The organism is Streptomyces sp. NBC_01622 (assembly GCF_045209635.1).
Classification (GTDB): Bacteria; Actinomycetota; Actinomycetes; order Streptomycetales; family Streptomycetaceae; genus Streptomyces.
On sequence record NZ_CP109293.1, the window covers coordinates 2,908,161 to 2,920,923 of the forward strand.

The 12,763-nt window shown below is 70.4% G+C and carries 11 protein-coding genes and 2 pseudogenes; 9 read left to right on the forward strand and 4 right to left on the reverse strand.

Going from position 1 to position 12,763, the window contains the following annotated elements:
- Positions 1–4: 4 nt before the first annotated feature.
- Complete coding sequence (gene hemE / locus OH768_RS13285; RefSeq protein WP_406453301.1) at positions 5–1,072, reverse strand: uroporphyrinogen decarboxylase; 1,068 nt, start codon at positions 1,070–1,072, stop codon at positions 5–7.
- 104 nt (positions 1,073–1,176) lie between these two features.
- On the opposite strand from hemE, the gene OH768_RS13290 reads away from it, so the two are divergent.
- From OH768_RS13290 to OH768_RS13315, 6 genes are all read left to right on the forward strand, one after another.
- Positions 1,177–1,845 carry a DUF3000 domain-containing protein gene (locus tag OH768_RS13290; protein WP_406453303.1) on the forward strand — a complete coding sequence of 223 codons (669 nt, stop codon included), beginning with the start codon at positions 1,177–1,179 and terminating at the stop codon, positions 1,843–1,845.
- A 237-nt stretch (positions 1,846–2,082) separates the two neighbouring features.
- Positions 2,083–2,745 carry a response regulator transcription factor gene (locus tag OH768_RS13295; protein WP_019073943.1) on the forward strand — a complete coding sequence of 221 codons (663 nt, stop codon included), beginning with the start codon at positions 2,083–2,085 and terminating at the stop codon, positions 2,743–2,745.
- Positions 2,746–2,889: 144 nt separating this feature from the next.
- Entirely contained in the window at positions 2,890–4,167 is a 1,278-nt protein-coding gene (locus OH768_RS13300; protein WP_406453305.1) for an HRDC domain-containing protein, read from the forward strand.
- 182 nt (positions 4,168–4,349) lie between these two features.
- The gene (locus OH768_RS13305) at positions 4,350–5,372 is read left to right on the forward strand and encodes a LacI family DNA-binding transcriptional regulator (RefSeq protein ID WP_406453307.1); all 1,023 of its coding nucleotides are present in this window, start codon (positions 4,350–4,352) and stop codon (positions 5,370–5,372) included.
- A 142-nt stretch (positions 5,373–5,514) separates the two neighbouring features.
- Complete coding sequence (locus tag OH768_RS13310; protein ID WP_406453309.1) at positions 5,515–6,732, forward strand: thiolase family protein; 1,218 nt, start codon at positions 5,515–5,517, stop codon at positions 6,730–6,732.
- Positions 6,729–8,858: a 3-hydroxyacyl-CoA dehydrogenase NAD-binding domain-containing protein gene (locus OH768_RS13315; RefSeq protein WP_406453311.1), complete on the forward strand. Its 2,130-nt coding sequence runs from the start codon at positions 6,729–6,731 to the stop codon at positions 8,856–8,858. Before OH768_RS13310 ends, OH768_RS13315 begins: the two co-directional genes overlap by 4 nt.
- Before the next feature lie 51 nt (positions 8,859–8,909).
- Here OH768_RS13315 and OH768_RS13320 read toward each other — a convergent pair whose 3' ends face one another.
- A complete protein-coding gene (locus tag OH768_RS13320; RefSeq protein WP_406453313.1) occupies positions 8,910–9,293 on the reverse strand; it encodes a hypothetical protein in 384 nt (127 codons plus the stop codon).
- A gap of 7 nt (positions 9,294–9,300) precedes the next feature.
- On the reverse strand, positions 9,301–10,320 hold the full coding sequence (locus tag OH768_RS13325) for a hypothetical protein (RefSeq protein WP_406453315.1): 1,020 nt from the start codon (positions 10,318–10,320) through the stop codon (positions 9,301–9,303).
- Between the two features lie 91 nt (positions 10,321–10,411).
- On the opposite strand from OH768_RS13325, the gene OH768_RS13330 reads away from it, so the two are divergent.
- The 3 genes and pseudogenes from OH768_RS13330 to OH768_RS13340 all read left to right on the forward strand — a co-directional run.
- Positions 10,412–10,798, forward strand: a complete 387-nt coding sequence (locus OH768_RS13330) for an NTP pyrophosphohydrolase (RefSeq protein ID WP_406453317.1) — start codon at positions 10,412–10,414, stop codon at positions 10,796–10,798.
- A gap of 82 nt (positions 10,799–10,880) precedes the next feature.
- Positions 10,881–11,068, forward strand: a pseudogene (locus OH768_RS13335) (alpha/beta fold hydrolase); the annotation flags it as partial.
- 1 nt (position 11,069) lies between these two features.
- Positions 11,070–11,207 (forward strand): annotated as a pseudogene (locus OH768_RS13340) (IS481 family transposase); the annotation flags it as partial.
- On the opposite strand, the gene OH768_RS13345 reads toward OH768_RS13340, so the two are convergent.
- Positions 11,204–12,727, reverse strand: coding sequence for an amino acid permease (locus OH768_RS13345; protein WP_406453319.1), 1,524 nt, complete (start codon positions 12,725–12,727; stop codon positions 11,204–11,206). The pseudogene OH768_RS13340 and the gene OH768_RS13345 sit on opposite strands and share 4 nt — an antisense overlap.
- Positions 12,728–12,763 lie beyond the last annotated feature (36 nt).

Here is a 12,763-nt window from a genome sequence, read left to right on the forward strand (position 1 = left end):
TTCCCTAGCGGGTCGTCTCGGCGTGGACGAACTCGGCGAGCCGGGTGAGCGCGTCCGGGTCGGTGGACGGCATCACGCCGTGCCCGAGGTTGAAGATGTGGCCCTCGAGGTCCTTCGCGTCTTCGAGGACCTCGCGGGTCTTCGCCTCGACGGCCTCCGTGGGGGCGAACAGGACGGCCGGGTCGAGGTTGCCCTGGAGCGCCTTGCCGGGGCCGACCCGGCGGGCGGCCTCGTCCAGCGCGACGCGGTAGTCGACGCCGACGACGTCCGCGCCGGCCTCGCCCATGAGCTGCAGCAGCTCGCCGGTGCCGACGCCGAAGTGGATGCGGGGGACGCCGTAGCCCTCGACCGCCTTGAGGACCTTCGCGGAGGCGGGGAGCACCGAGCGGCGGTAGTCGGCGGGCGCGAGGGCGCCGGCCCAGGAGTCGAAGAGCTGGACGGCACTGGCGCCAGCCTCGATCTGGACCTTGAGGAAGGCGGCCGTGATGTCGGCGAGGCGGTCGAGGAGGTCGGCCCACAGCTCGGGGTCGCCGTACATGATCGCCTTGGCGTTCTCGTACGTGCGGGACGGGCCGCCCTCGACGAGGTAGCTCGCGAGAGTGAACGGCGCGCCGGCGAAGCCGATGAGGGGGGTGGAGCCGAGCTCGGCGGTCAGCAGGCCGATGGCCTCCGTGACGTAGGAGACGTCGTCGGGGGTGAGGTCGCGGAGCCGGGCCAGGTCGGCGCGGGTGCGGATCGGCTTCTCGACGACCGGGCCGACGCCGGGCTTGATGTCGAGGTCGATGCCGATGGCCTTGAGCGGGACGACGATGTCACTGAAGTAGACCGCAGCGTCCACGCCGTGCCTGCGCACCGGCTGGAGGGTGATCTCGGCGACCAGCTCGGGACGCGTGCAGGACTCCAGCATGGGGATGCCCTCGCGCACCTTGTGGTACTCCGGCAGCGAACGCCCGGCCTGCCGCATGAACCACACGGGAGTGTGCGGTACGGGCTCGCGCCTGCACGCCTTCATGAAGGCGGAGTCGTAAGTGGCGGTCGGCTGCTGGCCCGTGGGGCTCTGGTTGACACTCACGGGGCAAGTCTCGCACGGCGCCGGAAGGCGATTGCACGGTGTGCTGGACGCAAGAGCGGGTGTCTAGTCCCGCACGATGCCTCCGTTCCCCTTAATCTTCCCGCATGGCTGCGGCTCAGGGACGACTGTCGGACGGCGCTGACGGAATGGACGACTCCAAGGAGGGGGACCGGGATGGGGGCGGTACGGCACCGCCGGCTTTCCAGGCCGCGGTCCAGGCGCTGCGGAACAGTCGGCTGCGACCGCAGATCGAGATCGACCCGACACCGGCGCCACAGCGCCTCGCCCCCTTCGCGTACGCGCTGGAGGCCGCCGTCGTCGACGGCGACCAGGACCTGGCCGACGGCCGCCTGGTGCTGCTGCACGACCCGGCCGGGCACGACGCCTGGCACGGCACGTTCCGGCTGGTGACGCTGGTGCGCGCGGAGCTGGAGCCGGAGATGGCGGCGGACCCGCTGCTGCCCGACGTGTGCTGGTCATGGCTGACCGGCGCACTGCAGGCGCGCGGACTGACGTACGGCGAGCCGAGCGGCACCGTGACGCGGGCCAGTTCCCACTACTTCGGCGGGCTGTCCGAGCGCCCGTCGGCCTCCCAGATCGAGATCCGTGCCTCGTGGACGCCGCGCGAGGGGCTCGGCGGTGTTCCGGACACGGCTGCGCATCTGGCCTCCTGGTGCGATCTGCTGGCCCAGATCGCGGGCCTGCCGCCGGCGGGTCCGGGCGACGCGTCCATCGTCACCCTGCCGCAACGCCGGGGACCGCAGTCACGCTGAGCCTTACCCCTGTCACACCGAGGACTTACCGATCACTTGCAGTGTCTTTGTCGATACGGCCACTTTCAATCACGAGTGACCCCTCGAACGAACCGTTTGGCTCACCGAACGATCGACAGAGCGTCCGAATTGCACTGATTGCTACTCACTAAATCGTGATCTTTCTCTAAAGGACCGCGGGTTTACTGCCGAAGACGACTGTGACCTTGAAAGTCGTCCCACACCCCAGGAGGCCTGGTGTCCGTTCTCCTTGAGCAGCCCGCAAGCCTGGTCGCCTACCGCCCGAACAAGCCGACCGCCATGGTGGTCGTGGCCGACCCGCGCGTCCGCTCCACCGTCACCCGCCATCTGTGGGCGCTCGGTGTGCGCGACGTCATCGAGGCCTCGTCCGTCGCGGAGGCTCGTCCCCGCATCGGCAACCCCCGCGACATCTGTGTGGCAGACGTCCACCTTCCCGACGGCTCCGGACTCACCCTGCTCTCCGAGACCAGAGCCGCAGGCTGGCCCAACGGCCTGGCCCTGTCCGCCGCCGACGACATCGGTGCCGTGCGCAACGCCCTCGCGGGCGGCGTCAAGGGCTACGTCGTCACCGGCACCCGCACCAACGTCGGGCTCCCCACCCGGCCCGGCGCCGCTCCCATCGGCTCCGCCGCCGCCCGTATGCACCGCCGCCCCCCGGGTGCCCCGAGCCACCCGGGCGGCTACCGCGAACTGTCCGGCCGTGAGGTCGAGGTGCTCCGTCTGGTCGCGGAGGGCCAGTCGAACAAGGCGATCGGCGTCTCCATGGGCCTGTCCGCACTGACCGTCAAGAGCCACCTCGCCCGCATCGCCCGCAAGCTCGGCACGGGCGACCGCGCCGGCATGGTCGCGGTGGCCCTGCGCACCGGAATCATCCACTGACCCTGCCCCGGAACCACGTCCTCCACTCCCCCGCCGAGCCGCGAACCGGATCTTTCACTTACCTGACTGGTTTACGACCCCCAGACGCCCGTCGACGGAACGTTCCGTCGACGGGCGTTGTCCATACACGGATACCCTTGACACGTGACCGACGCCCAAGAAACCGCAGCAGACAGTTCACTGCGAACCACCGGAGGCGCCCCTCCGGACGACGTCGAAACGGCGCCGATCCCCTTGCTCGAGCCCCGGGAGGGCATTCCACCCGTGGTCGCCGACGAGGACGCCCTCGCCGAGGCGATCGCTGCCTTCGCCGCCGGCACGGGCCCGCTCGCCGTCGACGCCGAGCGCGCGTCCGGCTACCGCTACGGACAGCGCGCCTATCTGGTGCAGCTGCGCCGCGAGGGCGCGGGCACCGCGCTGATCGACCCCGTCGCCTGCCCCGACCTGTCCGGCCTCGGCGAGGCCGTCTCCGGCGTCGAGTGGGTGCTGCACGCCGCCACCCAGGACCTGCCCTGTCTGCGGGAGATAGGCATGGTGCCGACGCGGCTCTTCGACACCGAGCTGGCGGGTCGGCTCGCCGGATTCCCGCGGGTCGGCCTGGGTGCGATGGTCGAGAACGTCCTCGGTTTCGTCCTGGAGAAGGGGCATTCCGCCGTCGACTGGTCCACCCGCCCGCTGCCCGAACCGTGGCTGCGGTACGCGGCCCTGGACGTGGAACTCCTCGTCGACCTGCGGGACGCCCTGGAGAAGGAGCTGGACCGGCAGGGCAAGCTGGAGTGGGCCCGCCAGGAGTTCGACGCGATCGCCGCGGCGCCGCCCGCCGAGCCCCGCAAGGATCCGTGGCGTCGTACGTCCGGGATGCACAAGGTGCGGCGGCGCCGGCAGCTCGGTGTCGTCCGCGAGCTGTGGCAGACGCGGGACCGGATCGCGCAGCGGCGGGACGTGTCGCCGGGGAAGGTGCTGTCCGACGCGGCGATCGTGGAGGCCGCGCTCTCGCTTCCCGCCGATGTGCAGGCGCTGGCCGCGTTGAACGGGTTCGGGCATCGGATGGGGCGGCGGCAGCTGGAGCAGTGGCAGGTGGCCGTCGATCGGGCCAAGGCCTTGCCCGACTCGGCGTTGCCGCAGCCCGGGCAACCGGTCACCGGGCCGCCGCCGCCTCGCGCCTGGGCCGACAAGGATCCCGAGGCTGCGGCTCGGTTGTCCGCGGCTCGGGCCGCGGTGTCTGCGGTTGCCGAGGGGCTCAACATGCCGCAGGAGAATTTGATTACCCCGGACACGGTTCGGCGGGTTTGCTGGGAGCCGCCGAAGAGTGTGGATGTGGAGTCCGTCGGGGCTGCGTTGGCGGGGTACGGGGCTCGGCCCTGGCAGGTGGAGCAGGTGGCGCCTGTTTTGGCGGAGGCTTTGTCCGCGAAGGCGCCGTAGCGGTTGGCGCTGTGTGGCGAGTGCGGGTGATCTGTGGCTGGTCGCGCCCACGCGGCGGAGCCGCGAACCGATGCAGCCCCGCGCCCCTGAAAACCTGGCGCCGGGGCGTCTGGATCGCGCCAAGATCTTCGGACTCGTCGAACAGGGCGCGCTCGGAGGGATCGGCTGCGAGACTCCCCTCGATGAGCACAACTCGCGTCACCATCAAGGACGTTGCCGCCCGCGCCGGGGTGTCCAAGGGGGCGGTGTCGCTTGCCTTCAATCAGAAGCCGGGGCTGGCGGACGCGACGCGGGAGCGGATCTTCGAGGCCGCGCGGGAGCTGGGGTGGGCGCCCCATCCCACCGCGCGGTCGCTGGCCGGGGCGCGGGTGGATGTCGTAGGGCTGGCTGTGTGCCGGCCGGCGCGCCTGCTCGGGCTCGAGCCGTTCTACATGGAGTTCATGTCCGGGGTGGAGAGCGTGCTGATCGAGCATTCCTGCGCGCTGCTGTTGCGGCTCGTGCGGAGTGCGGAGGAAGAGGTCGGGCTGCAGGAGTCGTGGTGGCGGACTCGGCAGGTCGGCGGGGCGATTCTCGTGGATTTCCGGGCGGACGATCCCCGGGTCGCGGTGGTGCGGCGGCTGGGGCTGCCGGTGGTGGCCGTGGGGCATCCGTCGTTGACCGGGGGGCTGACCTCGGTGTGGACCGACGACGCCGGCGCCGTCACGGAGGTGGTGCGGTATCTGGCCGGGCTCGGGCATCGGCGGATCGCGCGGGTGGGCGGGGCGGCGGCGCTCACCGCGCTGCGGACCGCCGCCTTCGGCGCGGCGGCGCGGGCGCTGGGGCCGGCCGGGGCACGGCAGCTGGCCACCGACTCCTCGGGAGAGGCGGGGGCGCGGGCCACGCGTTCGCTGCTGACGGGTGCGGTGGCGGACCGGCCGACGGCCATCGTGTACGACAACGACATCATGGCGGTGGCGGGGCTCGCGGTCGCCGCCGAACTGGGGCTCGCCGTGCCGGCCGATGTGTCGGTGCTGGCCTGGGACGACTCCGAGTTGTGCCGGATCACGCATCCGACGCTCTCCGCGATGAGCCATGATGTGCACGGATTCGGCGCGGACGCGGCCCGGACGCTGTTCGGGGTGATCACCGGGGAGGGTTCCGGTTCGCATCCCGTGCCCGCTCCGGTGCTGACCCCTCGGGGATCGACGGCACCGCCCGGAGCATGATCGCGAGGGTTCCGGGGTGTGACGTTCGCCGCTTGGAGCCCCGGGACTGGGCAGCCTGGTTACTCACAAGTAGCATGGTTCCTGAGCGCGCGCTCAGCGCATCGCAGCAGTGCAGATCCCGCACCCTGGAGGAGAGCCAATCGTGCCTCGTACCGTCAGGGACGTCGTCTTCGTAGACGGCGTCCGTACCCCGTTCGGCAAGGCGGGCCCGAAGGGCATCTACCACGAGACCCGGGCCGACGACCTCGTCGTGAAGGCGATCCGGGAACTGCTGCGCCGCAACCCCGGTCTGGACCCCGCGAAGATCGACGAGGTCGCGATCGCCGCGACCACGCAGATCGGTGACCAGGGGCTCACGCTCGGCCGTACGGCCGGCATCCTCGCCGGGCTGCCGCAGTCCGTCCCGGGCTACTCCATCGACCGCATGTGCGCGGGCGCGCTGACCGCCGTCACGACCACCGCGGGCTCCATCGCCTTCGGTGCCTACGACGCCGTCATCGCCGGTGGTGTCGAGCACATGGGCCGCCACCCCATGGGCGAGGGCGTGGACCCGAACCCGAGGTTCGTGAGCGAGAAGCTGGTCGACGACTCCGCGCTGTTCATGGGCATGACGGCGGAGAATCTGCACGACCGCTACCCGCACATCACCAAGCTGCGCGCCGACGAGTACGCGGTGCGCTCGCAGGAGAAGGCCGCCAAGGCGTACGCCAACGGCAGGATCCAGCAGGACCTGGTGCCGATCTCGGTGCGCAACACCAACGAGCAGGTGGGCGAGGTGGGTTGGGGTCTCGTGACCGCCGACGAGCCGATGCGTCCTGGGACCACCCTGGAGAACCTGGCCGGGCTCAAGACGCCGTTCCGGGTGCACGGCCGGGTCACCGCGGGCAACGCGGCCGGTCTGAACGACGGTGCCACCGCGTCGATCATCGCGAGCGAGGACTTCGCCCGCGAGAACAACCTGCCGGTGAAGATGCGGCTCGTGTCGTACGCCTTCGCGGGCGTCGAGCCGGAGGTCATGGGCTACGGCCCGATCCCCGCGACCGAGAAGGCGCTCGCCAAGGCGGGCCTCGGCATCGAGGACATCAACCTCTTCGAGGTCAACGAGGCCTTCGCCGTACAGGTGCTGGCCTTCCTCGACCACTACGGCATCGCGGACGACGACGAGCGCGTCAACCAGTACGGCGGCGCGATCGCCTTCGGCCACCCGCTGGCCTCCTCGGGCGTCCGCCTGATGACGCAGCTGGCCCGCCAGTTCGAGGAGCAGCGACACGTCCGCTACGGCCTGACGACGATGTGCGTCGGCTTCGGCATGGGCGCCACGGTCATCTGGGAGAACCCGCACTTCGAGGGGGACAAGTGAGCACCACCACCGAGCTTCTGAAGGGTGCGGCCGAGCTGTTCCCGGACGAGGTCGTGACGTCCGCGCACGTCCGCCACCTCGAACTGCCGTACGGCGCCGGGCGGTTCGCGCTCATCACGCTGGACAACGGCTTCGACCACACCAAGCCGACCACCTTCGGCCCGGCCTCGTTGGCGAACCTGAACACCGCCATCGACCAGGTCGAGAAGGAGGCGGCGGCCGGCGAGATCGTCGGTGTCGGCATCACCGGCAAGCCGTTCGTCTTCGCGGTCGGCGCGGACCTGAAGGGCGTAGAGCTCCTCAAGAACCACGACGACGCGCTCGCCATCGGCAAGGGCGGCCACGAGGTCTTCAAGCGCCTCGCGGACATCGCGGTACCGACCTTCACGTACTACAACGGCGCGGCCATGGGCGGTGGCGTCGAGGTCGGTCTGCACTGCGAGTACCGCACGGTGTCGAAGCACATCGCGGCCTTCTCCCTCCCCGAGGTCTTCCTCGGTCTGGTCCCCGGCTGGGGCGGCTGCACGCTGCTGCCGAACCTGATCGGCGCCGAGAAGGCCGTCTCGGTGATCATCGAGAACAGCCTCAACCAGAACAAGCAGCTCAAGGGCCAGCAGGTCTTCGACCTCGGGATCGCGGACGCGCTCTTCGAGGGCGCCGACTTCCTTGAGCAGTCGCTGATCTGGACGGCGAACGTCCTCAAGGGCGACATCAAGGTCGAGCGTCCGGCGATCGACCGGGGCGAGGCCTGGGACCAGGCCGTCGCCAAGGGCCGTTTCGTCGCGGACTCCAAGGTGCACGGGGCTGCCCCGGCCGCCTACCGCGCCCTCGACATCATCGAGGCCGCGAAGAACGGCGACCTCCAGCAGGGCTACGACGCCGAGGACCTGGCCCTCGCCGACCTGATCATGGGTGGCGAACTGCGCGCCGGCATCTACGCGTTCAACCTCGTGCAGAAGCGCGGCAAGCGTCCGGTGGGTGCGCCCGACAAGTCGCTGGCGCGCCCGGTGACGAAGGTCGGCGTGGTCGGCGCAGGCCTGATGGCCTCGCAGCTCGCCCTGCTGTTCCTGCGCCGCCTCGAAGTACCGGTCGTCCTCACGGACATCGACCAGGAGCGCGTCGACAAGGGTGTGGGCTACGTCCACGCCGAGATCGACAAGCTGCTGTCGAAGGCCCGCATCAACCAGGACAAGGCCAACCGCCTCAAGGCCCTGGTCACCGGTGTCCTGGACAAGGCCGAGGGCTTCTCCGACGCCGACTTCATCATCGAGGCCGTCTTCGAGGAGATCGGCGTCAAGCAGCAGGTGTTCGCGGAGGTCGAGGCGGTCGCCCCGGCGCACGCGATCCTCGCCACCAACACCTCCTCGCTGTCGGTGAGCGAGATGGCGTCGAAGCTGAAGAACCCCGAGCGGGTCGTCGGCTTCCACTTCTTCAACCCCGTTGCGATCCTTCCCCTGTTGGAGATCGTGCGCGGTGAGCAGACGGACGACGCCTCGCTCGCGACCGCGTTCGCGGTGGCCAAGAAGCTGAAGAAGACAGCGGTGTTGGTGAAGGACGCCCCGGCGTTCGTCGTCAACCGCATCCTCACCCGCTTCATGGGCGAGATCCAGAACGTCATCGACGAGGGCACCCCGGTCGCGGTAGCGGAGAAGGCGGTCGAGCCGCTGGGCCTGCCGATGTCCCCGCTGGTCCTCCTCGAACTGGTCGGCCCTGCCATCGGTCTGCACGTCTCGGAGACCCTCAACCGGGCCTTCCCGGACCGCTTCACGGTCTCCCCGAACCTCGCGGCCGTCGTCAAGGCGGGCAAGCGCGGCTTCTACGTCTACGACAGCGGGAAGCCCGAACTCGACCCCGAGGTCGCCGCGTTGCTGCAGCAGGGCGACTCGGTCCTGACCGAGGAGCAGGTCCGCGACCGTGTCCTGGACGCGGTGGCCCAGGAGATCGGCCTGATGCTCGACGAGGGTGTCGTCGCCGAGGCCCAGGACATCGACCTGTGCCTGATCACGGGCGCCGGCTGGCCCTTCCACCTGGGCGGCATCACGCCGTACCTGGACCGCGAGGGCGTCTCGGCGCGGGTGAACGGCAAGCCGTTCCTGGCGCCGGGTGTGGCGAGCGTTCCGGCCTAGTCCCTTCGTACGGTGCCCGGTACATCGGCCGATGTACCGGGCACCGGCATGTCAGGGGGCGTCCTCGACGTGGGCGACGCGCAGTTCGGTGCCGTCCTGGTCGCGCTTGGCCCGGCCGAGCATGCCGACGGCCAAATGCGAGGGGTCGTCGGGCTCGGCCGTCGCGACGAAGGTGACGACGTCCGGGTGGTGGCTGGTCACCAACCAGCCCTCGCCGTTCTTGAGTTCGAGTACGCGGAAGTCGCCCGCCGACGTCGCCACCTGCACGGGTCCGAACTCGCGCAGGATCTCGGTGGCCTGTTCGGCGGGGGCGCCGGTGGGCTCTTCGAGCAGCACGCAGGTGCCATGTTCGAACAGGACCCACGGCTTTTCGGCGCCGTCGAGGATATGTCGCCAAGCGGTGATCAGGATGTCGGTGTCCACGGTGGCCATCATGGCGCACTCACACCTCGCGCCACGCCTCCAGCGCCAGCCCCGGCTCGTCCTTGCGCCGGGCGAGCAGGAGTTGGCCGGTGGACGGGGACAACGTGGCCGCGGCGACCCGGTCGTTCTCGTCCAGGGTGAGCGAAACCTCGGCGTCCGCCGGGAGTTGGGGGCCCGACTCGGTCCACCAGGCGCCCGCCGACTCCTGTTCCGTGGGGTACGCGGCGAAGGCGACCCGGCCGCTGGCCGAGCGCTGGGCGAGCAACGTGCAGTCGTGGCCGTCGAGTTCGCAGCGCACGGCGGAGACCGCACCCGGGCCCGCGGAGGTCAGCAGGGTGAGCGGCTTGCCGCCGGGGCGCCAGGTGCAGAGGTCTCCGGAGTCGTCCGTGTAGTAGAGGGTGGTCGTCTCCGGAGAGGTGGCCACCGCACGGAGCGTGCCGGGTCTGATCCTGGCCTCCATCGCCTCCTCCAGGACCGGCTGCGCGCCCGGCTCCAGCTGGCGCCAGTGCAGGATCGCGCCGGGCACGGCCGCGTACAGCTCGACCGTGCCGGACTCCCCCGTCACCGCGGCCAGGTCCTCATGGACGTCGCTGCCCTTGAGGTCGCGCCACGGATCCCAACCGCCCTTCTCCCGCTGGGCCAGCATGCTCACCCCGCCCGCCGTGTTGCGCACGAAGAGATGGGCCCGCCCCTCCGCGTCGACCGCGACCGCCGGGACGCCGGTGCGGTCGCCCCGCTTGTCCGGGTGGCCGACCGGGGTCCAGTCGAGGGCGGTGAGCCGGGGCCGGAAGTGTGTGGAGTGGACCAGGCCGGATTCGCCGGGCACCGTGGGCCGCCAGGACGCCAGGTGGGCGTAGCCGTCCGCGCCCTGCCCGATGCCGAGCAGCCCCGGGTGCAGCTTCTGGTCGCCGCCCACCGTGCGCGGGGCGCCCCAGAGGCCGTCGGGGCCGCGTTCCGCCCGGCACAGGACGGCGTCGCCCGAGGGCAGATAGACACTGAGCCGGCCGTCACGGCCGCGTATGAGCCAGTCGCCGTTCACCGGTTCACTGTAATTGGGGCGGGTCCTCTACGGCTGGGCGGGTCCTTTCACCGGGCGGACGCCCCCCCCGCCCCCATGGGACCCTGTCCCCATGGACGAGGACACTCCCCTGCTCGTGATCGTCGACGGCGCGAACGTCGTCGGATCGGTGCCCGACGGCTGGTGGCGGGACCGCAAGGGCGCAGCGGAGCGCCTCCGCGACCGCCTCGCGAGCGACGGTGTGCCGGGCCGCACGGACCCCGTGGAGATCGTCCTCGTGGTGGAAGGCGCGGCCCGTGGAGTGGAGTCCGTCCCGGGCGTACGAGTGGACTCGGCCCCCGGCAGCGGCGACGACCGCATGGTCGAACTGGTCGCCGAGGCCGGCGGCCGGCCCTCTCTGGTGGTCACGGCGGACCGTGAACTGCGGCGCAGGGTGTCGGAGTTGGGGGCGGAGGTCACGGGGCCGCGTGCGGTCCTCGGTCCGGGCGCTTCGCGCTAAGTCGCCCTCGCGCCGAGCGGAGGCCGTCATATCCGGGACCCACCGACGGTCGGCGGACGGCGTTTCCGATTCCTGGGGTGACGGCATCCACCTCTTCGCCTACGACCGCCCCGGCTACGGGGGTTCGACCCGCATGCCCGGCCGTAGGGTGGTCGATGCTGCCGCGGACGTGTGGAAGACATCGCCGATTTCCTGAGGTTGGACGAATTCCCCGTCGTCGGACGGTCCGGAGGCGGCCCTCACGCACTCGCCTGTGCCGCGAGGCTGCCTGGGTGCGGTCGGCAAACTCACCCGCGCCTGCCGGCCGCAGACCAACGGCAAGGTCGAACGCTTCAACCGCACCCAGACCGCACTCGGCGGCCAACCACCCATCAGCCGCGTCAACAACCCTGCGGGTCAATACACCTAGTGCGCGGTGCCGCTCGGCGACTGCGGTGCCCCGCCCGCTTCCGCCGCCTGTTGCAGACCCAGCCGGCTGTGGGTGCGGCCGTAGAAGAAGTACACGACGAAGCCGATCGCCATCCAGATGGCGAAGCGGAGCCAGGTCTCGGCGGGGAGGTTGAGCATCAGCCAGAGGGAGGCCAGGACCGAGAGGACGGGGAGGGCCGGGACCAGGGGGGTGCGGAAGGAGCGGGGCAGGTCGGGGCGCTTGTTCCTGAGGATGATCACGCCGATCGCGACCACGATGAACGCGAACAGGGTGCCGATGTTGACCAGTTCGGCGAGTTGGCTGAGGCTCGTGAAGCCCGAGACGATCGCGATGACCACGCCCAGGAGGATGGTCGGGCGGTACGGGGTGCGGAAGCGCGGGTGGACGTGGGAGAAGAAGCGGGGCAGGAGGCCGTCTCGGCTCATGGCGAAGAAGACGCGGGACTGGCCGAGGAGCAGGATCATGCACACCGTGGTGAGGCCGATCGCGGCGCCGAAGCTGATCAGGCCCGCGAACCACGGGTGTCCGGTGGCCTTGAACGCGTCCGCGAGGGGTGCGTCGATCGACAGCGAGCTGTACTTCTGCATACCGGTGACGACGATCGACACGGCGACGTACAGCGTGGTGCAGATGATCAGTGAGCCGAGGATGCCGCGCGGGACGTCGCGCTGCGGGTTGCGGGTCTCCTCGGCGGCGGTGGCGACGACGTCGAAGCCGATGAACGCGAAGAAGACCACGGAGGCTGCGGTGAAGATGCCCATGACGCCGAAGTTGGAGGGCGCCCAGCCGAACATCAGCTCGATGAGCGGGGCCTTGAGGTTGCCGCCCGCCTCCACCGACTGGGCCTTGGGGATGAACGGCTTGTAGTTGTCGCCCTTGATGAAGAAGGCGCCCGCGACGATCACCACGAGAACGACGGCGACCTTGATGGCGACGACGACGGAGGTGACGCGTGCGGAGAGCTTCATGCCGAGGACGAGGATCGCGGTGAGGACGAGGACGAGCGCGGCGGCGAGGATGTCGAAGCCGAAGCCGTGGGCGCCGTCCCGGCCGCTGAGCGCCTCGGGCAGATGCCAGCCCGCGTTGTCCAGCAGCGAGTGGATGTAGCCGGACCAGCCGACCGCCACCACCGCCGTGCCGAGGGCGAGTTCGAGGACCAGGTCCCAGCCGATGGTCCAGGCGGGAAGTTCGCCGAGGGAGGCGTACGAGAAGGTGTAGGCGGAGCCCGCCACCGGGACCGTGGACGCGAACTCGGCGTAGCAGAGCGCCGCGAGGGCACAGACGACGCCGGCCACGACGAAGGACAGGGAGACCGCCGGGCCGGCGTTGTTCTTGGCGGCGGTGCCGGTGAGAACGAAGATGCCGGTGCCGATGACGACACCGACGCCGAAGACGGTCAGGTCCAGGGCGGAGAGGGATTTCCTGAGCGCGTGCTCCGGTTCCTCGGTGTCCTGGATGGACTGTTCGACTCTCTTCGTCCGGAAGAGGGTGCTGCTCACGGGTGTACCTCCCACGCTTGGCGTCCTCGACATGAT